Source organism: Nocardioides sp., from assembly GCF_051876515.1.
Classification (GTDB): Bacteria; Actinomycetota; Actinomycetes; order Propionibacteriales; family Nocardioidaceae; genus Nocardioides.
Genome location: NZ_JBJEHY010000036.1, coordinates 36,813 through 58,884 on the forward strand (window position 1 = coordinate 36,813; position 22,072 = coordinate 58,884).

Annotated in this window: 20 protein-coding genes and 1 pseudogene; 12 read left to right on the forward strand and 9 right to left on the reverse strand. The window is 72.3% G+C overall.

Going from position 1 to position 22,072, the window contains the following annotated elements; all coding sequences use genetic code 11:
* Window positions 1-143: 143 nt before the first annotated feature.
* Both ACI379_RS02175 and ACI379_RS02180 read right to left on the reverse strand, forming a co-directional pair.
* Complete coding sequence (locus tag ACI379_RS02175; RefSeq protein WP_439790417.1) at window positions 144-1,532, reverse strand: PhoH family protein; 1,389 nt, start codon at window positions 1,530-1,532, stop codon at window positions 144-146.
* Window positions 1,533-1,821: 289 nt separating this feature from the next.
* A complete protein-coding gene (locus ACI379_RS02180; RefSeq protein ID WP_439790418.1) occupies window positions 1,822-2,601 on the reverse strand; it encodes an isoprenyl transferase in 780 nt (259 codons plus the stop codon).
* A gap of 34 nt (window positions 2,602-2,635) precedes the next feature.
* On the opposite strand from ACI379_RS02180, the gene ACI379_RS02185 reads away from it, so the two are divergent.
* From ACI379_RS02185 to trhA, 3 genes are read left to right on the forward strand one after another with little or no spacing between them, the layout of a single operon-like run.
* Window positions 2,636-3,166: a hypothetical protein gene (locus tag ACI379_RS02185; RefSeq protein ID WP_439790419.1), complete on the forward strand. Its 531-nt coding sequence runs from the start codon at window positions 2,636-2,638 to the stop codon at window positions 3,164-3,166.
* Window positions 3,166-3,651, forward strand: a complete 486-nt coding sequence (locus ACI379_RS02190; RefSeq protein WP_439790420.1) for a DUF421 domain-containing protein — start codon at window positions 3,166-3,168, stop codon at window positions 3,649-3,651. The genes ACI379_RS02185 and ACI379_RS02190 overlap by 1 nt, the downstream gene beginning before the upstream one ends.
* 53 nt (window positions 3,652-3,704) lie before the next feature.
* Window positions 3,705-4,430 carry a PAQR family membrane homeostasis protein TrhA gene (trhA, locus tag ACI379_RS02195; protein WP_439790421.1) on the forward strand — a complete coding sequence of 242 codons (726 nt, stop codon included), beginning with the start codon at window positions 3,705-3,707 and terminating at the stop codon, window positions 4,428-4,430.
* 6 nt (window positions 4,431-4,436) lie between these two features.
* Here the strand turns inward: trhA and ACI379_RS02200 are convergent, their stop codons facing one another.
* The gene (locus ACI379_RS02200) at window positions 4,437-5,087 is read right to left on the reverse strand and encodes a TetR/AcrR family transcriptional regulator (RefSeq protein WP_439790422.1); all 651 of its coding nucleotides are present in this window, start codon (window positions 5,085-5,087) and stop codon (window positions 4,437-4,439) included.
* Window positions 5,088-5,138: 51 nt separating this feature from the next.
* Here ACI379_RS02200 and ACI379_RS02205 point away from each other — a divergent pair, with 51 nt between their 5' ends.
* From ACI379_RS02205 to ACI379_RS02225, 5 genes are all read left to right on the forward strand, one after another.
* A complete protein-coding gene (locus ACI379_RS02205; protein ID WP_439790423.1) occupies window positions 5,139-7,079 on the forward strand; it encodes a YhgE/Pip family protein in 1,941 nt (646 codons plus the stop codon).
* Window positions 7,080-7,297: 218 nt separating this feature from the next.
* Window positions 7,298-8,692 carry a hemolysin family protein gene (locus tag ACI379_RS02210; protein WP_439790424.1) on the forward strand — a complete coding sequence of 465 codons (1,395 nt, stop codon included), beginning with the start codon at window positions 7,298-7,300 and terminating at the stop codon, window positions 8,690-8,692.
* Complete coding sequence (locus tag ACI379_RS02215; protein WP_439790425.1) at window positions 8,689-9,720, forward strand: hemolysin family protein; 1,032 nt, start codon at window positions 8,689-8,691, stop codon at window positions 9,718-9,720. Before ACI379_RS02210 ends, ACI379_RS02215 begins: the two co-directional genes overlap by 4 nt.
* A 63-nt stretch (window positions 9,721-9,783) precedes the next feature.
* A complete protein-coding gene (locus tag ACI379_RS02220) occupies window positions 9,784-10,425 on the forward strand; it encodes a TetR/AcrR family transcriptional regulator (RefSeq protein WP_439790426.1) in 642 nt (213 codons plus the stop codon).
* A gap of 28 nt (window positions 10,426-10,453) precedes the next feature.
* Window positions 10,454-12,556: a DUF4185 domain-containing protein gene (locus tag ACI379_RS02225; RefSeq protein ID WP_439790427.1), complete on the forward strand. Its 2,103-nt coding sequence runs from the start codon at window positions 10,454-10,456 to the stop codon at window positions 12,554-12,556.
* A 13-nt stretch (window positions 12,557-12,569) separates the two neighbouring features.
* On the opposite strand, the gene ACI379_RS02230 is transcribed toward ACI379_RS02225, so the two are convergent.
* Both ACI379_RS02230 and mca read right to left on the reverse strand, forming a co-directional pair.
* On the reverse strand, window positions 12,570-12,848 hold the full coding sequence (locus ACI379_RS02230) for a hypothetical protein (protein ID WP_439790428.1): 279 nt from the start codon (window positions 12,846-12,848) through the stop codon (window positions 12,570-12,572).
* A gap of 13 nt (window positions 12,849-12,861) precedes the next feature.
* Window positions 12,862-13,752 (reverse strand): mycothiol conjugate amidase Mca, encoded by an 891-nt coding sequence (mca, locus tag ACI379_RS02235; protein WP_439790429.1) that lies wholly within the window; start codon window positions 13,750-13,752, stop codon window positions 12,862-12,864.
* A 43-nt stretch (window positions 13,753-13,795) separates the two neighbouring features.
* Here mca and ACI379_RS02240 point away from each other — a divergent pair, with 43 nt between their 5' ends.
* Window positions 13,796-14,242 carry a DUF4307 domain-containing protein gene (locus ACI379_RS02240; protein WP_439790430.1) on the forward strand — a complete coding sequence of 149 codons (447 nt, stop codon included), beginning with the start codon at window positions 13,796-13,798 and terminating at the stop codon, window positions 14,240-14,242.
* Window positions 14,243-14,461: 219 nt separating this feature from the next.
* Window positions 14,462-14,956 (forward strand): transcription elongation factor GreA, encoded by a 495-nt coding sequence (gene greA / locus ACI379_RS02245; protein ID WP_439790431.1) that lies wholly within the window; start codon window positions 14,462-14,464, stop codon window positions 14,954-14,956.
* Window positions 14,957-15,037: 81 nt separating this feature from the next.
* Here greA and ilvA read toward each other — a convergent pair whose 3' ends face one another.
* From ilvA to ACI379_RS02265, 4 genes are read right to left on the reverse strand one after another with little or no spacing between them, the layout of a single operon-like run.
* A complete protein-coding gene (gene ilvA / locus ACI379_RS02250) occupies window positions 15,038-16,255 on the reverse strand; it encodes a threonine ammonia-lyase (protein WP_439790432.1) in 1,218 nt (405 codons plus the stop codon).
* Window positions 16,248-17,699 (reverse strand): AI-2E family transporter, encoded by a 1,452-nt coding sequence (locus ACI379_RS02255; protein ID WP_439790433.1) that lies wholly within the window; start codon window positions 17,697-17,699, stop codon window positions 16,248-16,250. Before ACI379_RS02255 ends, ilvA begins: the two co-directional genes overlap by 8 nt.
* 10 nt (window positions 17,700-17,709) lie before the next feature.
* Window positions 17,710-19,095 (reverse strand): glutamate mutase L, encoded by a 1,386-nt coding sequence (locus ACI379_RS02260; protein WP_439790434.1) that lies wholly within the window; start codon window positions 19,093-19,095, stop codon window positions 17,710-17,712.
* 11 nt (window positions 19,096-19,106) lie between these two features.
* A complete protein-coding gene (locus ACI379_RS02265) occupies window positions 19,107-20,267 on the reverse strand; it encodes a cystathionine gamma-synthase (protein WP_439790435.1) in 1,161 nt (386 codons plus the stop codon).
* 75 nt (window positions 20,268-20,342) lie between these two features.
* Here ACI379_RS02265 and msrA point away from each other — a divergent pair, with 75 nt between their 5' ends.
* Both msrA and ACI379_RS02275 read left to right on the forward strand, forming a co-directional pair.
* The gene (gene msrA, locus ACI379_RS02270; RefSeq protein ID WP_439790436.1) at window positions 20,343-20,984 is read left to right on the forward strand and encodes a peptide-methionine (S)-S-oxide reductase MsrA; all 642 of its coding nucleotides are present in this window, start codon (window positions 20,343-20,345) and stop codon (window positions 20,982-20,984) included.
* An 889-nt stretch (window positions 20,985-21,873) separates the two neighbouring features.
* A pseudogene (locus tag ACI379_RS02275) lies at window positions 21,874-22,072 on the forward strand (AarF/ABC1/UbiB kinase family protein); the annotation flags it as partial.

A 22,072-nucleotide genomic window follows, 5' to 3' on the forward strand; every position in this document is an offset into this window, starting at 1 on the left:
CACCCTGCAACAGTGCCCGGCGAGGTGCAAACGGAACCGCCCAATTCGTGGGACCACTTTGATCACACCAGCCTCAACAGACGCGTACGTCCCTCCCGCCACTGCGCGCACGGGAGGGACGTACGTGACCAACCTCCTACCCCCTACAGAGTCACGCCCTCGAGCATCTCGGTGACCAGCGCTGCGATCGGCGAGCGCTCGGACCGGGTCAGCGTCACGTGCGCGAACAGCGGGTGCCCCTTGAGCTTGTCCACCACCGCGACCACGCCGTCGTGCCGCCCGACCCGCAGGTTGTCGCGCTGCGCCACGTCGTGGGTCAGCACCACCTTGGAGTTGGCGCCGATGCGCGAGAGCACCGTCAGCAGCACGTTGCGCTCCAGCGACTGGGCCTCGTCGACGATCACGAACGCGTCGTGCAGCGACCGGCCACGGATGTGGGTCAGCGGCAGCACCTCGAGCATCCCGCGGCGCAGGATCTCGTCGATCACGTGGTGGCTGCACACCGACCCCAGGGTGTCGAAGACCGCTTGGGTCCAGGGCGCCATCTTCTCGGTCTCCGAGCCCGGCAGGTACCCCAGCTCCTGCCCACCCACCGCGTACAACGGCCTGAAGACGACCACCTTCTTGTGCTGGCGCCGCTCCATCACGGCCTCCAGACCAGCGCACAGGGCCATCGCGGACTTGCCGGTGCCGGCGCGCCCGCCGAGGGAGACGATCCCCACCTCGGGGTCCAGCAGCAGCTCGAGCGCGACCCTCTGCTCGGCCGAACGGCCGTGGATCCCGAAGGCCTCTCGGTCGCCCCGGACCAGGTGGACCCGCTTGTCCGGGCCTACCCGCCCCAGCGCGGCACCCCGCTCGGAGAGCAGCACCAGCCCGTTGTGGCAGGGCAGGTCGCGCGCCGCGTCCAGGTCGACCACGCCGTCCTCGTACAGCTCGTCGAGGAGGTCGGCGGCGATGTCGACCTCGCTCATCCCCGAGTAGCCGGTGTCGGAGTCGCTGATCGACTCGGCCCGGTACTCCTCCGCGCGCAGCCCCACCGCGGAGGCCTTGATCCGCATCGGGAGGTCCTTGGAGACCAGGGTGACCTGGTGGCCCTCGTCGGCAAGGTTGCGCGCGACGGCGAGGATGCGGGTGTCGTTGTCGCCCAGCCGGAACCCCGAGGGCAGCGAGCTGGCGTCGGTGTGGTTGAGCTCCACCCGGATCGTCCCGCCGAGCTCCCCGACGGGAACCGGCGAGTCCAGCCGGCCGTGGGTGATCCGCAGCTCGTCGAGCAGCCGCAGCGCCGAGCGGGCGAAGAAGCCCAGCTCGGGGTGGTGCCGTTTGCCCTCGAGCTCGGTGATGACCACCACCGGCAGCACCACCTCGTGCTCGGCGAAGCGCCGCAGCGCGGCTGGGTCGGCCAGCAGCACGCTGGTGTCCAGCACGTACGTGAGTCGCCCGGAGCCCTCCCCGGCTCCTGGCTGGTCCGCCGGCGCCTGCGCGGCGGCCTGCTGCTGGTCGGTGCTCTGGGCTGATCTGGACGTCGTGGCCACGGTGACTACCCCTCACGGGTCCGTGCGCGCACTCCTCGCCCGGCCCTGGTTCAGCAGACGGACCGGGTCGCCCGAGGACCGGAGTGCCGGCCCCCTCGAAGGCCGCACGGAGCCGGTGCCACCGACTCCCCTCGGCGCTTCATCTGGTCGTGAGCTCTCACGAACGGGCCTCCTGGTCACGGCCGGCTTCCCCACCTGCCGATGCCGCGAAAGTACGCCCGTGCGCGACCCGCCCGTGTGCGCCACGCCACAACGGCGCGTTAAATCGAGATGACGGTCCGGCGTCGCCTCAGGCGCCGAAGCGGCGCTCACGCTCGGCGTACGCACGGATGGCGCGCAGGAAGTCGACGCGGCGGAAGTCGGGCCACAGCGCCTCGCAGAAGTAGAACTCCGAGTGGGCCGACTGCCAGAGCAGGAACCCGCCCAAGCGCTGCTCGCCGGAGGTGCGGATCACCAGGTCCGGGTCGGGCTGCCCCTTGGTGTAGAGGTGCTCGGCGATGTGGTCGACGTCGAGGATCTCGGCGACCTCCTCGATCGTGCGGCCCTCGCTCGCGGCCTTGTGCAGCATCGCGCGCACCGCGTCGGTGATCTCGCGGCGGCCGCCGTACCCGATGGCGACGTTGACGATGATCCCGTCGACCTCGCGGGTGGCCTCCTCGGCCGCCTTGAGCTTCTCGGCCGTCTCGGGCGGGAGCAGGTCGAGCGCGCCGACCGGGTGGATCCGCCAGCGCCCGGTGCTGGCCAGCGACTCCACCGCCCCCTCGATGATCGCGAGCAGGCCGGTCAGCTGGTCGGCCGGACGCGAGGTGAGGTTGTCGTTGGAGAGCAGCCACAGGGTGACGACCTTGACGCCGACCTCCTCGCACCACTCCAGCAGCGGGAAGATGTTGTCCGCCCCGGCCTGGTAGCCCTGGGCGGTGTCCATCCCGACCGCCCTGGCCCAGCGCCGGTTCCCGTCGAGCATCACCCCGATGTGCTGGGGGATGCGGTCGGCGGGCAGCCGCTTGACCACCCGGTGCTCGTACGCCGGGTAGAGCACACGCCGGACGGCGTCCTTGAATCTCGACACGCCCTCGATCGTATCTGTGCCTAGAGTGGTGAGGGTGCTGCACGACCCCCTGCGCGGCGAGGACCGCACCACCAGCGACCTGAGGCTCGGCCCGCCCAGCGCGTTGTCCCACGCGGTGCGGGCCGCGGGAACGGCGGCCCTGGTACTCGTGCTGGTGCTGGCCGCGCTCAACCTCCTCGGGCCCCGTACCGGGACCGTCCGCGCCTCGGCCCAGGGCTACTCGCTCACCGTCGCGTACCCCGCGATCACGCGCGCCGGCCAGCCGGCACCCCTGCAGCTGACGGTCGACGGGTCGCTGGGGAGCACCGTCCGCCTGCGCCTGTGCCAGGAGTTCTTCCGCGACAGCGACTTCCAGTCGTGGTTCCCCACGCCGTCCGCCGAGACCAGCGACGAGGACTGGATCGAGTACGAGTTCGACGCGCCCTCCACCGGCGCCCTGGAGATCGCACTGGACTCGCGCACCGCCCCGGGGCAGTTCGGCCAGACCGAGGAGTGTGCCGTGAGCGTCATGGTCGACGACGAACCGACGGTGAGCGCCACGTTCCGGGTCTGGAGGTTGCCCTGATGGACATCCTGGTGCGCTCGGCGATCATCTTCGTCTTTCTGTGGCTGGTGGTCCGGCTCGGCGGCAAGCGCGAGGTGGCCCAGCTGTCGGCCTTCGACATGATCCTGCTCATCACCGTCGGCGACCTGGTCAGCCAGGCCGTGCTGCAGGAGGACTACTCCCTCACCGCCGCGGTCATCTCAGTGGCGACCTTCTCGCTGGCGGGCCTGCTGCTCGGCGCCGTGGTCCGGCGGTTCCCACGTACCCGACCGGTGCTGGCCGGCACCCCGGCGGTGGTGGTGCGCGACGGCGAGCCGCTGCTGGACGTCCTGTCCGGGGAGCGGCTCACCCTGGCCGACCTGCACGAGGCCGCACGCGAGCAAGGCGTACGGCGCCTGCGCGACATCGAGCTGTGCGTCCTGGAGGTCGACGGGTCGTTCTCGTTCTTCTGCACCGAGGAGGACGACGGCCGCGACGGCGCCCCGGACGGGGGCGGGCTGCCGTGAGGGATGCGTCGCTTTCGCGTGACGGGTTGGGAACCGGCAGGTAGGTTCGGCCCATGAACGAGGTGCTGCGTTCCCGCATCGACGACCTGCACGAGCGGGTCGACGACGTCATCGCGGAGGTCAAGCCCAAGCTGCGCGGCTGGCTTCACGCCTGCACCGCACCGCTGACACTGGCGGCCGGCATCGTGCTGGTCGTCCTGTCGCCCGACGCCGCCACCCGTACGGGGTCCGCCGTCTTCGCGCTCTCGGCGGTGGTCCTGTTCACCGTCTCGGCGATCTACCACCGTGGCCGCTGGTCGCCCCGCGCCCAGCTGATGCTCAAGCGGTTCGACCACTCCAACATCTTCGTGCTGATCGCGGGCTCCTGCACCCCGTTCGCGCTGCTGCTCCTCGAGGGCTCCGACCGGTGGCTGATGCTCGGCATCAGCTGGGGTGGCGCACTGTCGGGCGTCCTGATGAAGGTCTTCTGGACCGGTGCGCCCCGGTGGCTCTCAGCGCCCATCTACATCGCCCTGGGCTGGGCCCCGGTCTTCTTCTTCGGCGGCTTCGTGCGGGGCGCCATGACCGACTACAGCACCGGGATCGGCGTGGCCGTGATCGTCCTGATCGTGGTGGGCGGCGCCCTCTACACGCTCGGCGGCATCGTGTACGGCACCAAGCGCCCCAACCCGTGGCCGCGCTGGTTCGGCTTCCACGAGGTGTTCCACAGCTTCACGGTGCTCGCCTTCATCACCCACTACGTCGGGGTGTCGCTGGCGACGTACGCGGCCACCACCTGACGTCGTTCAGGAGTCCGCGAGCTCGACGCTGAATCCGTTGACCAGCGTGACGAGGACCTGGTCGGTGAGCCAGCGCCCCTGCGGGGCGCCGTCGCTCAGCGTGGTGTCGCCGAGCGCACCGAGGGTCATCGCGTGGAACTGCAGCGAGATCACGAGCTGGGCGAGCTGGTCGGTCGGGACCGAGCCGCGGCGCCCCAACCGGGCGAGCACGTCGTCGATCACCTCGACCACCTGGGCCCGCATCTCGCGTGAGAAGACGGCGAGGACCTCGCGGGCGCGCTCGTCGCGCAGGGCGAGCAGCGTGAACTCGCCGTGCAGCACCACCCACGGTGAGCCCGGCCCCGCGAGGGAGGCCAAGACCTCCCCGACCGCCTCCACGCCGAACGCCCCGTCGGGGACCGCGGCAATCTGCTCCCGGACCTGGTCGAGCATCCCGTTCGCGTACCGGCGGAACACCTCGAAGAACACCTCGTCGACGCTGGTGAAGTTCGAGTAGAAGGCACCGCGGGTGAACCCGGCAGCGCCGACGAGGTCGTCCACGGTCACCCGCTTGAGCCCGGTGTCCACGAAGACCCCGACGGCCGCCTCGAGCAGGCGCTCGCGGGTGTTCTCGCGGCGACGGGTGCGGGCCGCTGCCGGCTGGGTGGGCTGAGTCACTGCGTCCTCCAATACGTTGCTGCATTCAATACGATACAGTATTGAATCGTTATGAGTGCCACACCCACCTCCCTCCGCCTCGCACTGCGCGAGCTGCGCCGTCACCTCTCCACCCGCATGGGCGCGATCACACTGCTCGCGCTCGTCACGGTCCCGACCATCTACGGCGGGCTGTACCTCTACGCGAACCACGACCCGTACGGCGCGCTCGACCGCGTCCCGGCCGCCGTCGTGGTCGCCGACACCGGCGCCACCGCCGCGGACGGCAGCCGGCTCGAGGCCGGCAGCAAGGTCGCCGACCAGCTCCTCGAACGGGGCGACTTCGACTGGCACCGGGTCGACCCCGCCGAGGCGCGCGCAGGGGTGGCCGAGGGGACCTACGACTTCGCCCTGGTGATCCCCGAGGACTTCTCGGCCGCCCTGAGCAGCACCGCGGGCACCGACCCGCACCAGGCCCGGCTGCGCATGGTCACCAACGACGCCAACTCCTACCTGTCCACCACGATCGCCAACACGGTCACCAGCCGGGTGCGCGAGGCCATCGCCTCCGAGGTCTCCCAGGAGGCCACCTCCCGCTTCCTGCTCGGCTTCGCCGACGTGCACGACGGACTGACCACCGCGGCCGACGGGGCGGAGCAGCTCCGTGACGGCCTGCGGACCGCCCACCGCGGCGCCGGGCGGCTGGCCGACGGCGCCACCGACGTCGCCACCGGGGCAGAGGAGCTGTCGGCCGGGGCCGGCGAGCTCTCCACCGGCCTGGGCACCCTGTCCGACGCCGTGGCGCCGCTGCCGGGGCAGGCCCGGCAGCTGGCCCGCGGGGCGGACCAGGTGGCCGACGGCAACGAGACCCTCGCAGCCACCGGCCGGGACGTGGCAGACGTCGTCCACCGCGTCGCCCGCGACCACGCCGCCCGCCGCGCCGAGCTGGTGACGGCCATGGAGGAGGCCGGACTCGACGAGGCCTCCCAGCAAGACGTCCTGCGTGCCTTCGACCGCTGGGGCGACCAGGTCGACGCCGCCGACACCCGCGTCTCAGGAGTGTCGGGCCAGCTGGACCGTCTCGCCACGGGTGCACGCCGCGTCGCGGACGGCAACCGCGACCTCGCAGACGCCACCCCCGCCCTGGTCAGCGGGATCGACTCGGCGCACGACGGGGCGCAGGCGGTCGCCCGCGGCGGCGATCGCCTCAGCACCGGGGCGGACGAGCTCTCCGACGGGGCCGGCGACCTCGACGAGGGCCTCGGCGACCTCTCCGCCGGAGCCGGCCACCTCACCCGTGGCCTGCGCGGCGCCCTGGACGAGGTCCCGGCCACCGACAGCGCCCTGCGCGCCCAGATCGCTGAGACCGTCGCCGACCCGGTCGAGGTACGCAGCAGCTCGCAGGCCCAGGCCCGCTCGTACGGCGACGGCCTGGCCCCGTTCTTCCTGGCCCTGGCCACCTGGATCGGGGCGTACGTCCTGTTCATCGTGCTCAAACCGCGTCTGGCCGGCCGCGACGCGGAGCGGGTGCACGGCTGGCGTGCCGCGCTGGGGGGCTGGCTCCCGGCCGCCCTGCTCGGCGCCGCCCAGGCGTCCGTGCTGGTGCTGGTGGTGGCCTTCGGGGTCGGGATCAGCTCGGTGGACCTGCTCGCCACCTGGGGGTTCCTGGTGCTGCTCTCCGTCGTGTTCGTCGCGGTCGTGCACGCGTTCACCCTCGTGCTGGGCCAGCCCGGCCAGTTCCTGGCGCTCGTGCTGATGGTGCTGCAGCTCGTCACGGCCGGCGGGACCTTCCCCTGGCAGACCATCCCCGAACCGCTTCACTGGCTCCACCACGTGCTGCCGATGTCGTACGCGGTCGACGGCCTGCGCCTGCTGATGTACGGCGCGCCCTCGACGAGGCTGGCCACCGACGTGGCGGTGCTGCTCGCCTGGGGAGGCGCCGCGCTGGCCGTCTCCCTCCTCGTCGGCACCCGGCAGGAGCGGCGGGCCCGCGCGGCGCTCGGGGACGCCTGAGCGCGGCCGCCTGAGCGCGAGCGACGACGATCCGAAAGGTGTGCTCGGACACGTCGGGAACTATCGTCGGCCCCGACGCGTTCACTTGTGCGCAGAATCCTGACCGGCCGGGCCGCCAGCGCGCCCGCCCCGACCGAAAGAGCCATGGACCCTCAAAGTAGTTGCCCGCTCCCCGCTGACCGCGGCGCCCTGCGCCGCCCGATGTCGCAGGAGGAGCGGTGACCGACGTCCTGTCCCTCCTGCTGGGGCTGCTGGTGATCCTCGCGATCACCGCCCTGACCGGATACTTCGTGGCCCAGGAGTTCGCCTACATGGCGGTGGACCGCTCGCGCCTCAACGCGGCGGCCGCCACCGGTGACCCCTCGGCCCGCAAGACCCTGCGCGTGACCTCGCGCACCTCGTTCATGCTGTCCGGGGCCCAGCTCGGCATCACCGTCACCGGCCTTCTCGTCGGGTACGTCGCCGAACCCCTCGTCGGTGAGTCGCTCGGCAGCCTGCTGGGCGGGGTGGGCGTACCCACCGCGGTCGGCGTCGGGGTCGGCACCGTCCTGGCCCTGACCATCTCGACCGGTGTGCAGATGGTCTTCGGCGAGCTGTTCCCCAAGAACCTCGCGATCGCCCGGCCCGAGCCCGTGGCGCGCTTCCTCGCGACCTCGACCCTGGCGTACCTGAAGGTCTTCGGCTGGCTGATCTGGATCTTCGACCAGTCCTCCAACGTGCTGCTCAAGCTGCTGCGGATCGAGCCCGTCCACGACGTCGAGCACTCCGCGACCGCCCGCGACCTCGAGCACATCGTGGCCGAGTCGCGCGCCGCCGGTGACCTGCCCGAGGAGCTGTCCATGCTCCTGGACCGGATGCTCGACTTCCCCGAGGAGGACGTCGAGCACGCGATGATCCCCCGCGTGCGCGTCGACACCGTCTCGGCCGACCTCACCGTCGGCGAGCTGCGCGCCGAGATGGCCGGCGGCCACTCCCGCTACCCGGTGCTCGACGACGACGAGCGCATCGTCGGCGTGGTGCACCTCATCGACGTCCTCGCCTTCACCGGGGACCCCGACGCCTCCACCGCGGCCGACCTGGCCCGCGAGGCGCTCGTGGTGCCCACGCTGATGAGCCTGCCCGACGCCGCCCGCGACCTGTCCCGCACTCGCAACCAGCTGGCCTGCGTCCTGGACGAGCACGGCGGCTTCGCCGGTGTCCTCACCGTGGAGGACCTGGCCGAGGAGCTGGTCGGTGAGATCACCGACGAGCACGACGACCCGTCCACGCCCGACGTCGTGGAGTCCGCAGACGACGGCGTCTGGATCGCACCGGGCCACACCCACATCGACGAGATCGAGCGCGCCCTGGGACACGAGCTGCCCCAGGGCGACTACGAGACGTTGTCGGGCCTCCTGATCGCGCAGCACGGCCGCTTCCCCGAGGTCGGCACCGTCATCGACGTGCCGCTCCCCCTCGACCCGGCCGCGTACGCCGAGCACGAGGAGCCCGAGCCGCTGGTGGCCCGCATGGAGGTGCTGGAGATCTCCGAGCACGTCCCCGGCAAGGTGCGGATCGAGCTGGACCTCGACGCCACGGACGACGAGAGCACCGAGGAGGGTGAGGACCGATGATGGAGAACCCCTGGGTGGTGGCGGCCTGCACCGCCACGATCATCGTGCTGAGCGCCTTCTTCGTCGCCGCCGAGTTCGCCCTGATCGCGGCGCGCCGGCACCGCATCGAGGACGCCGCCGCGACGAGCCGCTCGGCCCGCGCGGCCCTGCGCTCGGCCAACGAGCTGACCCTGCTCCTGGCCGGTTCCCAGCTCGGGATCACGGTCTGCACGCTGGCGCTCGGTGCGATCACCAAGCCGGCCGTGCACCACTGGCTGACCCCGCTCTTCGAGTCGTGGGGCATGCCGCTGTGGCCGGCGGACGTCGCCGGCTTCGTGCTGGCCCTGGTCATCGTGACCTTCCTGCACCTCGTGGTCGGCGAGATGGCCCCCAAGTCGTGGGCGATCGCCCACCCGGAGCGGTCGGCGATCATGCTGGCGCTGCCGATGCGGGCGTTCATGTGGTTGACCCGCCCTGTGCTGCGCTGGATGAACAACGCCGCCAACTGGTGCCTGCGCCGTGTCGGCGTCGAGGCGACCGACTCGCTGTCCAGCGGCCAGGACTCCGCCGCGCTGCGTCACCTCGTCGAGCACTCCGCCAACGTGGGTGCGCTCGACGCCAGCATCTCGCGCCCGCTCACCGGGGCGCTGGACCTGCAGACCCTGACGCTGGGCGACATCGTCGTACGCCGCCCGCTTGTCACCGTGCCCAGCACGGCGACGGCGGCCGACGTCCAGGAGCTGTCGCGACGCTCGGGACACCTGCGGATCCTGGTGGACCGTTCCCCCGGCGGCAGCACGCCGGCGGTCGACCTGCTGGGCACGGTGCACGTGCGCGACACCCTCAGCCAGCCGGCCTCGGCTCCGGTGACCGACCTGGTGCGGCCGGTGCCGTCGATCACCGCGGAGACCACCGTGTACGACGCCCTGGCCCGGATGCGGCGCACCAGCAGCCACCTGGTGCTGGTCACCGAGGCCGAGGAGGTGGTCGGCGTGATCACGATGGCCGACCTGCTGCACCAGCTCTTCCCGAGCACGGGCGTGGCCTGAGCCTCACCGACGAGCTCGCGCAAACCATGACCACCCGGTCATGGCTTGTGCGAGCATGACGAGGTGGCCACGACCAGCACCTGGGACCGCCTCCCGCCGGAGCGTCGCGAGGCAGTCCTCGCCGCTGCGCAGCGGGAGTTCGGCCTCCACGGGTTCGCCGGCGCGAGCATGAACACCATCGCCCGCGACGCCGGCGTGGCCAAGGGCAGCCTGTTCCAGTACTTCGACGACAAGCTGGGCCTGTACCTGCACCTGGGCGAGGTGGCGACGCTGCGGGTCCGCGCCGCCATGGAGGCCCAGCTCGCGGACCTGCCGTGGGAGGAGGACTTCTACGGGGCCCTGCGCACGATCCTGGGCCGGTGGGAGGCGTACTTCCACACCCACCCCAGCGAGCTGTCCATGATGGCGGCGGTCAACCTGGAGCCCGACGCGGGCCCGCGCGGCCAGATCCGCACCACGGTGTACCCGCACTACCTCGCCATCATCGAGCCGCTCGTCGACCTCGGGCAGGCGGTCGGGGCCCTGCGCCCGGACATCGACCGCGAGGTCCTGGTCTCGTTGCTGCTGCTCCTGCTCCCCCACATCGCGCTCGCCCCGCACCGCGACGGGCTCGACCCGGTGCTCGGCCTCGGCAGCCCCGACGAGGCCGACCGGGACCGCGCCCTGGACCGGCTGGTGGCCACCCTGCGCGCCGCCTTCGGCTGACGGACCGGGCTCGGGCAGGATGGTGCCCGTGAGGTGGGCTTCCGTGCGTGTGGGCGGCATCGCCGTCCTGGCCGCCCTCCTGCTCGGCCTGCTGGCCCTGCTGGCGTGGGGGCCGGGAGCCGGACGCCCCCACGACGTGCCCGTCGGGATCGTCGCGCCCGGGCTGACCGGTGAGCTGCTGGCCGAGTCCGTCGCCGGGACCAGCGGCGAGCTCGTCCCCGTCGACGTCGAGGACGCGGACGAGGCCCTCGACCTGCTCGCCGACGGCGAGGTCACCGCCGTGGTCGACGTCGACCTGTCGCGCACCGAGGACGTCATCTGGATCGACCCCGGACGCAACCCCGACCTCCTGGACGCCGTGGTGGCGCGCATCCAGGCCGTCGAGCACCACTACGGCCGTACCGCGCGGGTCCAGGAGGCGCCGTCGAGCCGGGACGGCCGGTACGCCCGCATCGACTGGGCCACGCTGGCCGCGGTGGTCGCCGGCGCCGTGATGGGGCTGGCGGTCGCGGGCGTGCGCTGGCTGCGCCGGGTGCCCATCGCCGGGCTGCCCAGGACCGCTCTGGCACTCGTCCCGGGGGCGTGGCTCATCGCCGCCGTCCTGGTCTCCGTCCCCGCCCTGGACACCGGCCACCCGTGGTGGTTCGCAGGCACCTACCTCGCCCTCGTCGCCGGGATCGCCGCCGGGATCAGCGTCACCTGCGTGGCCGCCAGTCCGGGTTACGGCGCGGCCGTGGCCCTGGGACTCCAGCTGACGATGCTGGCTCCCGTGCTCAACGGGGTGGCGCACGCGATGCTGCCCCAGCCGTGGAGGTTCCTGTACCCGCTCACCCCGGTGGGGGCCGCACGCTCCGCGCTGACCTTCACCACCGACGAGTGGGTCTGGCGCACGCTCCTGGTGATGCTCGTGTGGCTGGTCGGGACCGCCGTCGCTGGCCGCCGTGCCGTACGCCGCTCCTCCGACTGGCACGACGAGCTGCCGCTGCTGCGCACGGCCGCCCCCGTGCTGCCTGCCGTCGCCGCGCTGGTCGTGATCACCCTCCTGCTGCCCACCGGGCCACCTGACGACCAGGTGGACCAGGTCCTGGCCACCACCACCGAGTGCATCGACCCCGGTCCCGTGGAGACGGTCGCCGACCTCAACCGGATCGCCCAGCTGCGCGGCCGCGACGTGTTCGGTGGGGCCGACGTGGGCGCCTCCGCCCAGCTGCAGGACGGACGGACGGTGTGGCTCTTCGGGGACACCGTCAGCCGCGACCCCGCCTCCGGTCGCAGCAGGTTCACGCGCAACTCCATGCTCGTCATGGACCCCGGCTGCATCCAGGTGCTGCTCATGCCCGGCCAGGGCGCGGTGATCCCCGACCGCGACAGCGAGGTCGGGTACTGGCCGATGTCCGTGACCGTCTCGCAGGCGCAGGGCTACGACCTCGTCACGGTGATGGCCCAACGCGTCGCGGCGACCGGGACCGGCGGGTGGGACTTCGCCAACCTGGGTCCCTCCGTGGCCGCGTACGTCGTCCCCGTGGGCGGCGTGCCCCAGCTCATGGCGGTGCGCGACGCAGGCGACGACACCGTCGACCGGACCCGTCCGATGTGGGGTGCCGCGAGTACCGAGCACGACGGGTGGCTCTACCTGTACGGCACCGCCAGCCCCGGCGAGCACCTCGTCTTCGGCTTCTCCCTGAGCGTGGCCAGGGTACGCCCCGACGAGGTTCTCGACGTCTCCGCGTGGCGCTACTTCGACGGCTCGGAGTGGGTCAAGGACCCGACGCAGGCGGTCGAGCTCATCGACGCCGAGAGCGGGACCTCGCAGACCTTGTCGGTCTGGGAGTCGGAGGGGACCTGGTACGCGCTGTCGAAGCGCGACGAGTACCTGGGCAGCGAGGTGGTCGTGTGGACCGCTCCCGGCCCCACCGGGCCGTTCACCGCCCAGGCCCCGGTCAAGGACCTGCCCTCCGACCTCGAGGGTGGCCGGCTGCGCTACATGCCGCTGGCACACCCCGAGCTGCTGCCGCGCGAGGGCACGGTCGTGGTGTCGTGGAGCAACAACCAGTCGGACCCGCAGGCCGTCATCGACGACCCCCTGCTCTACCGGCCCGCGTTCGCGCGGGTTGCCCTGCCCAGCCCCTGAGTCTGCGAACGCCTCAGTCGGCGCTGCCGCCGGACGAGTCGCCAGCGCCCGAGGAGTCAGCGGTGTCGCCGGCCTCGACGGGGTCGCCGAAGACACCGTCGGCCTTGGCCTTCTCGGTGCGGCGCAGCTGCTTGTTGAGGCTGATGCTGATCACCACGACCGCGGCCACCAGGGCCAGCACCACGAAGAGACCCAGGTAGCCGGCCTTGACCTCGTCGTCCTCCGGCACGTCGTCGGCGAACCGGAGGAACGACGTCACGTCGTGGGCGATGAGGTACACGGAGGAGAACATGTCCACCAGTCTCTCAGGCGTCGGCAACGATGCCGGCGAAGAGGTCGTCCTCGGGCAGCTGACTGGCGACGTGGCTCACCACCAGCTCGAAGTCCTCGGTCGGCCACACCTCCTGCTGGATCTCCCGCGGGATCGCGAACCAGAAGCTGTCCGGGTCGATCTGGGTGGCGTGCGCCAGCAGTGCCTGGTCGCGCACGCCGAACCAGTCACCGCACGGGACGCGGGTGGTGAGGCGCTTCTCCCACTCCGGCTCCCGCTTCCAGTGCGCCAGCCGCTCGGCGTACGGAGAGTCCAGACCGTGCTCGAGCATCGCGTTGTGCAGCGCCTCGAACCGGGCGAAGCTGCTGTGGTGGTAGTACAGCTTGAGCGGCTGCCACGGCTCCCCGGCGTCGGGGTAGCGCTCCGGGTCGCCGGCGGCCTCGAAGGCGTGCACCGCGACGTTGTGGCACATGATGTGGTCGGGGTGCGGGTAGCCGCCCCGCTCGTCGTACGTCGTGACCACGTGCGGGCGGAAGCTGCGGATGAGGCGCACCAGCGGCTCCGCGGCCTCCTCGACGGGGACCAGCGCGAAGCAGCCCTCGGGCAGCGGCGGCTTGGGGTCACCCTCGGGCCACCCGGAGTCGACGAAGCCGAGCCAGTCCTGGGTCACCCCCAGGATGTCGCGGGCGCACTCCATCTCGCGACGGCGCACCTCGGTGATCTTGGCCAGGATGTCGGGCCGGTCCATCTTGGGGTTGAGGATCGACCCGCGCTCACCGCCCGTGCACGTGGCCACGTGCACGTCGACACCCTCGGAGACGTAGCGCGCCGTCGACGCAGCCCCCTTGCTGGACTCGTCGTCGGGGTGGGCGTGGACGTGCATCAGGCGCAGCCCCTTGCGGGGCTGCTCAGTGGGCTGGGCCATGGGCGGAAGTCTATGAGAACCACCCACCACCTACGCTGGGTGCGTGACTGACGCGGTACCCACGCCTGCCCCGGACGCCTCCGTGAACCACGGGGCAGCGCTCCCCTCCTCCGGCGGCGGGACCGATCTCGCGGCGCGGTACGGCACCGGCCCCTCGCGCTGGCGCCCGCTGGCTCTCGCCCTGCTCGGCGTGCTCGTGGCGGGGGCCGCGGCGTGGGTGGTGTGGGCGATGGTGGTGCACGGCTCCCCCGACGTCGACGCGGAGATGGTGAAGTTCGACATCGTCGACGACCACACGGTCGAGGCCACGATGGACGTCATCCTCGGCGACGGCGTCGAGGCCACCTGCCGGTTGCGCTCCCTGGCCGAGGACAAGAACACCGTCGGCGACCTCGCGTTCACCCCGCACGAGGGCCGCAACACGGTGACGGTACGCACCGAGCGCCTCGCCTCCTCCGTCGAGCTGCTGGGCTGCACCCGCACCAACTGAGTCCCGCCGCACGACCCGACCGCCGGGCGAGGACCTGCGCAGGAGCCTCGACAGTTGCTACTGTGGAGTTTCTGCCCGTCCGGCGGCGCTGGCCCTCGTCCCGAGGGACGTTCCCTGCGGCCACCCCTTGACCGGACGGAATCCGCTACCAACCACAGGAGTTGGGTGCGCTTCGGCACATCCTCTCCAGCAGTATCCGCATCTATCCAGGAGTGGCACATGACCGACCAGGGCACCATCTGGCTGACCCAGGAGGCCTACGAAAAGCTTCAGGCCGAGTTGGAGGACCTCAAGGGCCCTCGCCGTCAGGAGATCATCGACAAGATCGCCGCAGCGCGCGACGAGGGCGACCTGAAGGAGAACAGCGGCTACCACGCTGCCCGCGACGAGCAGGGCAAGCAGGAGGCGCGCATCCGTCAGCTCACCGAGATGCTCCAGCGGGCCGAGGTCGGCGAGACCCCGCCCAACGACGGCGTCGTCGAGCCCGGCATGGTCGTCACCATCCGTTTCGAGGGTGACGACGAGACCGAGAAGTTCCTGCTCGGTGCCCGCGAGAACCTCTCCGAGGGCGACAAGCTCACGGTCTACTCCCCGCAGTCCGCCATGGGTTCGGCCATCAACGGCCACTCCAAGGGCGAGACCGTCAGCTACACCGCGCCCAACGGCAAGGAGATCGCCGTCGACATCGTCGACGCGGTGCCGTACGCCGGCTGAGCACCCGCGACACCGCGAGAACCCCCGCCCCGGCGGGGGTTCTCGTCGTCCCAGGGCTCGTCGCCGCCAGGGGTGCTGGGGCTAGGGCTGGACCACGTAGCCGGCCGCTCGGAGGCGGCCCATCACGTCCTCGGCGTGCCGCTCGCCGCGGGTCTCCAGCTGCAGGCGCACCTCGACCTCGTCGAGCCGCAGACTCGAGGAGATGCGCTCGTGGGCGACCTCGAGCACGTTGGCCCCGGCCGCGCTCACCTCGGCGAGCAGGCCGGCCAGGCCGCCGGGCTGGTCGCGGATGAGCACGCGCAGGTAGAGGTAGCGCCCTGCCGAGGCGAGGCCGTGCCGGATCACCTTGCCCAGCAGGAGCGGGTCGATGTTGCCGCCGGACAGCACCGCCACCGTGGGGCCCGCGAACGACTCCGGGGAGTCGAGCATCGCCGCCACGGCGGCCGCACCGGCGGGCTCGACGACCACCTTGGCCCGCTCCAGCAGGGCCAGCAGCGCCCGGGAGAGCGACTCCTCGGAGACCGTGAGCATCTCGTCGCAGTGCTGCTGCACCGCGACGAACGGGATCTCGCCGGGCAGGCCGACCGCGATGCCGTCGGCCATCGTCTCCATGGAGGCCAGCCCCACCGGCCGTCCCGCCGCCAGTGAGGCGGGGTACGCGGCGGCACCGTCCGCCTGCACGCCGACCACGCGTACGTCGGGGCGCAGTGTCTTGACCGCGATCGCGACGCCGGCCAGCAGTCCTCCGCCACCGGTGGGCACCAGCACGGTGCTCGCCTCGGGCGCCTGCTCGAGCACCTCCAGGCCGAGCGTGCCCTGGCCGGCGACGATGTCGGGGTGGTCGAACGGGTGGATCAGCACCGCGCCCGTCTCGGCCGCGAACTCGCGGGCGGCCGCCAGGGCGTCCTCGAGGTAGCGGCCGGCGAAGCGGACGTCGGCGCCGTACCCGCGGGTGGCCTTCTCCTTGGGGATCGGCGCCCCCTCCGGCATGAAGACCGTCGAACGGATGCCGAGCATGGTGGCGGCCAGCGCCACCCCCTGCGCGTGGTTGCCGGCCGACGCGGCGACCACGCCGGCGGCCCGCTCCTGCGGGGAGAGGCGCGAGATCCGGACGTACGCCCCGCGCACCTTGAACGACCCGGTGCGCTGGAGGTTCTCGCACTTGAGACTGACCGGAGCCCCCGTCAGCGCGGAGAGCCAGCGCGAGGTCTCCATCGGGGTGCGCACAGAGACGCCCTCGAGCAGGTCACGAGCGACCTCGATGTCGTGCAGGGTCACCTGGCTGGTCGGGTCACTCATCGTCGTCCCCCTGCGGGGTGCCCGGCTCGGACGGTGGGGGCTCGGGCGCTGGGGGCGCGGAGGGCTCCGTGGCCGCCGGGGACGGCTCGGAGGCGGAGGCCTCGGCCACGCCGCCCAGCGCCGCACCCGGTGGGGCGGGCACGCCGTCCTCGGGTGGTTCGTCGTGGTCCGAGAGGTGCTGCACCACGGCGTTGAGCGAGGCCACGATCGGCACCGCGATCAGGGCGCCGGCGAGGCCGGCCACCATGATGCCGATGGCGATGGCGAGGAGCACGCCCAGCGGGTGCACCGAGACGAACCGGCCCATCAGGAACGGCTGCAGGACGTTGCCCTCGATCTGCTGGACCAGCAGGACGCCGCCCAGCATGAGCAGGGCCGTGATCGGCCCCTGGTCGACCAGCGCCACCAGGACGGCCACGGTGCCGGCCACCGTGGCGCCCACCATCGGGACGAACGAACCCAGGAAGACGAGCACGCCGATGGCGGCCACCAGGGGCAGTCCGAGGATCTTGGCGACCAGGGCGATGCCCAGCGCGTCGACGAGCGCCACGATCACCGTGGCGCGGACGTACTGGGTCAGCGACACCCAGGCCACGCGCCCCGATGAGTCGATCCGCTCACGGCCGGCGCGCGGCGCCAGACGTACGACCCAGGACCAGATGCGGTCCCCGTCGGCGAGGAAGAAGTAGAAGGCGAAGACGACGATGAAGAAGCCCGCCACCCCGTTGCCGATCGCCACACCCACGTCGGTGATCGAGTTGAGCACCCCGGCCGGCTCGGCCGCCTCGGAGATCGACCGTTGGGCGTCCTTGATCCAGGCGTCGAGCTGGGAGTCGCTGACGGCGAGTGGCCCCTCCCGGATCCACTCGCGGATCTCGCCCAGGCCCGCCACCACCTGGTCGGCGAGCTGGAAGGCCCCGTTGACCACCTGCTGGCCGACGAAGTAGAGCATGAGTCCCACGCCGCCGATGCCCAGCAACATGACCAGGAAGGAGCTGAGACCTCGCGGGATGCCCGCGCGGTGCATCGCACCCACCAACGGGTTGCCCAGGGCCGCGAGCAGCAGCGCAACCGCCAGCGGCACCGTGACCAGGGAGAATTCCCGCAGCAGCCACAGCACCGCCAGCGAGGCGACCGCGATCACGATGAGCCGCCAGGACCAGGCGGCGGCCAGGTCGACGCCCCACGGGACCTGGGCACGCGAGAAGTTGGACGGTCCGCTGCGGATCGCCGGCAGCGGCTCGGCCCTGCGCTCGGCCCTCAGCGCGGCCCACTGCTGCGCGAACTGCTGGGTGAGTCGCTCGCCGAGACCCTCGTCGTCGTCGCCCCTCCCGAGGTTGAGGAACAGCCGGCGCCGTGCGTGCTCGGCCTCCGCGGCCTCGCGGGCGCGGGTGGCGTCCGCCCGCTCCTCATGCCCCACGTCGTCCCCCTGTGGCTCTGTCACCTCGGACACGCTAGTCCCTCCCCCCGACAGCCAGGGTCCTCACCAGCCGGTGCGCCGCGAGCGGGTGGCGTACGGCGAGCAACCCGGCCGCGGCGAGCACGTACTGGTCGTCGACCACGATGCGCGGCGCCCGGGGCAGCTGCCAGCCTCCGGGGTGCTCGCCGGTCGCCGGACCGAGGACCTCGGCCCGGCTGGCGCCGGTCCCCCGCGCCCGCAGCACTCCGCCCGAGCCCACCAGCAGGTCGACCTCGCGCAGGTCCTTGCCGGTCCGTTCCACGACCCGCCCGTCCGGGCCGAGCACCACCTTGGAGCGCCCCGCGTGGCGCTTGAGGGCCACCTCGACCGCTGCGGCAGCGAGCGCGGTGTCGATGAGCGTCTCCTCCGCGGAGCCGGGCAGGAACCCGGGATCCGCCTGGCGCCGCTCGGCGGCCTCACGCAGGTCCTCGCGACCGGCCGCCTCGGCGGTGCTGGGCGCCGACCACCTCATGCCGAGGTCGCCCTCGACCGTACGGGTCAGTGCCGTGGTCGCCACCACCTCGCGCGCCAGCCCGGCGTCCTCGGGGTCGGTCTCGACGAACGAGTGCACGTCGGTGGTCGCCCCGCCGACGTCGACGACCACGACGTCCCCGACGCCCGGCGCGTCCGGTCCGAGTCCACGGGCCAGCAGCTCGACGCCGGTGAGCACCACGTCGGGGGTGGCACCGACGACCATCTCGGCGAACGCGGGGCTCGCGCTGAGTCCCTTGCCGCCGATGACGTGGCGCAGGAACATCTCGCGGATGGCGGCCCGCGCGGAGTCCGGCGCGAGGACCCCGATCCGCGGCACCACGTTGTCGGCGAGCACGTACGGCGTGCCGGACTCCTCGAAGCCGCGCGCCACCTCGGCCTGGGCCTCGACGTTGCCGGCCACGACGACCGGCAGCGACCAGCCGGCGTGGGCGAGGAAGGCAGCGTCGTGCAGCAGGACCTCGGCGTTGCCGCCGTCGGTGCCCCCGACGAGCAGCAGCACGTCGGGCCCCGCGGCGCGGAGCTGGTCGTACGACGCCTCGCCCAGACCGCCCGACAGGACCGCCACGACGCGGCCGCCGCTGGACAGCGCGACCCGGCGGCCCGCCTCGGCCGTGACGAGCTCCTCGTTGCCGACCACGGCGATCCGCAGGCCACCACCGGCACTCGAGCAGGCCAGCACCTCGGCGTCGGCGGCGCGGGCGTCCTGGGCCGTGAGGACCGCGAGGCAGGCCTCGAACCCGTCCAGCACGTCCGTGCCGATCGTGGTGGCGTGCGCCGCGCTGGCGGCCACCGCACCGGAGTCGAGGTCGACGAGCAGGGCCTTGGTGAACGTGGACCCGAAGTCGACGCACACCACCGCCTCGCCGGTCACGGGCGCACCGCTCACCTCGCCTCCGCTCAGGCCAGCGCGCGGTCGAGGTCGGCGATGAGGTCCTCGGCGCTCTCCAGGCCCACGCTGAGCCGGATCAGGTCGGAGGGGACCTCGAGGTCGGTGCCGGCGACGCTCGCGTGGGTCATCCGGCCGGGGTGCTCGATGAGGGACTCGACGCCGCCGAGCGACTCGCCGAGCGTGAAGACCTCGGCGGCCGCGCAGACGTCGAGCGCCTTCTGCTCGCCGGCGGCGACGCGGAAGGAGACGATCCCGCCGAACCGACGCATCTGGCGCGCGGCGACCTCGTGACCGGGGTGGGTCGGCAGCCCCGGGTAGATGACCTCGGCCACCGCGGGGTGGGAGACCAGGAAGTCGACGACCTTCTCGGCGTTGTCGCAGTGACGCTCCATCCGCACCGCCAGCGTCTTGAGGCCGCGGTGGGTGAGGAACGCGTCGAAGGGTCCCGCGACGCCGCCGATGGAGTTCTGGTGGAACGCGATCGCCTCGGCCAGCTCGAGGTCGCGCACGACGAGCGCTCCCCCGACGACGTCGGAGTGCCCACCGACGTACTTGGTGGTGGAGTGCACGACCACGTCGGCGCCGAGGGTGAGCGGCTGCTGCAGGTACGGCGAGGCGAAGGTGTTGTCGACCACCAGCAGCGCCCCGGCGTCGTGCGCGACGGCGGCCAGCGCCTCGATGTCGGCGATGTTCAGCATCGGGTTGGTGGGCGTCTCGACCCACACCACCTTCGTACGGCCGGGCTCGATCGCCGCGCGGACGGCCTCGACGTCGGAGAGGACCGCGGGGGTGTGGTCGAGGCCCCAGACCTTCTCCACCTTGTCGAAGAGGCGGTAGGTGCCGCCGTACGCGTCGTTGGGGAGCACCACGTGGTCGCCGGGCCGGCAGACCGAGCGGACCAGCGTGTCCTCGGCGGCCAGTCCGGAGGCGAAGGCGAAGCCGCGCTCACCGTCCTCGACCGCCGCGATGGCGCCCTCGAGGGCCGTACGGGTCGGGTTGCCGGAGCGGCTGTACTCGTAGCCGCCGCGCATCCCGCCGACGCCGTCCTGCTTGAAGGTGCTGGACGCGTAGATGGGCGGGTTGACCGCCCCTGTCATCGCGTCGGGCTCGTAGCCGGCGTGGATGGCGCGGGTCTCGAACCCGCCCTTGCTGCGGTGCTCCTGGGTCACCGGATCACAGTAGCCCGGATCACTCTGGCCGCCCGACCCGGGACGACGGGTTGCGGAGCCGGGGAGAATGGGGGCATGTTCGCCCGCGCCTCGTCCTCCCTGCCCACCGCCGACCAGGCCCTGCCGGGACGCTCCGAACGCCCCTGGCAGCTGCGCGAGCACGTCGTGCTCAAGACCCCCGTCGTCACCGACGAGGTGCCCGAGGGGCTCGAGGTGGCCGTGCTGGGCCTGGGCTGCTTCTGGGGGGCCGAGGAGACGTACTGGCAGCTGCCGGGCGTGTGGTCCACCTCGGTCGGGTACGCGGGCGGCCACACCCCCCACCCCACGTACGAGGAGGTGTGCACCGGCCGGACCGGGCACACCGAGGCGGTGCGGGTGGTCTTCGACCCCACGGTCGTGTCGTACGCCGACCTGGTGAAGCGCTTCTTCGAGATCCACGACCCGACCCAGGGCATGCGTCAGGGCAACGACATCGGCACCCAGTACCGCTCCGCGATCTACCCCACCACGCCCGAGCAGGACGCCACCGCGCGCGAGCTGACCCGCACGTACGAGGCCGAGCTGGTCCGCCAGGGCATCGGCAAGGTGACCACCGAGATCCGGCCGGCCTCCGAGGCCGGCTACTACTACGCCGAGGACCCCCACCAGCAGTACCTCGCCAAGAACCCGTTCGGCTACCGCTGCCACGCCGACACCGGGGTGAAGTTCCCCGGCTGAGCCTTTGCGGTGGATCCGCGTCACCAGGTGGCTCGGATCCACCGCGGACCCGCGTCCGGCCCCCCAGGCGTCCACCGGAGTGGCCTGATGCGCTCGTTCTCCACGACCTGCGTCGCCTCGTACGCCGCCGGGACCTGCGACGACTGCACCCGGGGGTCTACCTCAACCACACCGGGGAGCCGAGCTGGCTGCAGCGGGCATGGACAGGGGTGCTCTACGCGGCCCCCGCCGTTCTGGACGGCGCCTCCGCCGTGCGGGCAGTCTCCGGTCCCGGCCGATCCTCGTCGGAGGAGGCGACGATCCACGTCGCCGTCGACCGCGACCGTCATCTGACAGCACCGACGGGGGTTCGCCTGCACCGGGTCGCACGGCTGGACGACCTCGCGCAGTGGCACACCAGCCCTCCGCGCGACCGCCATCTCCGAGGCGGTGCAGGGTCGCATCACGACCGCGCCCCGCCTCCAGCAGGCGCTCCACGAGCGTCCACGGCTGCCGCAGCGGGCCCGTCTCGCGGCGATCCTCGACGACGTGGCCACAGGGGCGTGCTCCACGCTCGAGGTCGGGTTCCTCCGGGACGTCGAGCGGGCCCACGGTCTGCCCCGGGCCCGACGTCAGGTACGGGCCTCGGCGTACGGGCCGATCTTTCGCGACGTCGTGTACCTCTCCTACGGACTGGTCGTGGAGCTCGACGGACGCCTCTTCCACGACTCGGCCAAGGCCCGCCACGCCGACCTGACGCGTGGCCTCGTGGCCGCAGCCTCGGGGCTCCGCACCGTCCGCCTCGGATGGGGCCAGGTGTTCGTCGAGCCGTGCCGGACGGCCGCCCTGCTCGCCCAGCTCCTCCACGCCGCCGGCGCCGACCCCTTCGCCCGTGAGTCAGACTGGCCGCATGAACGACCTCCCCCGCAAGGCCGTGACGCGCACGGCCCGTCTGGCCGCGCTGCCGCTGGGGTACGCGGGCCGTACGGCGCTGGGGCTCGGCAAGAGGCTGGGCGGCAAGCCGGCCGAGGTCGTGCTCAGCGAGGTGCAGCAGCGCACCGCCGAGCAGCTCTTCCGCACCCTCGGTGAGCTCAAGGGTGGCGCCATGA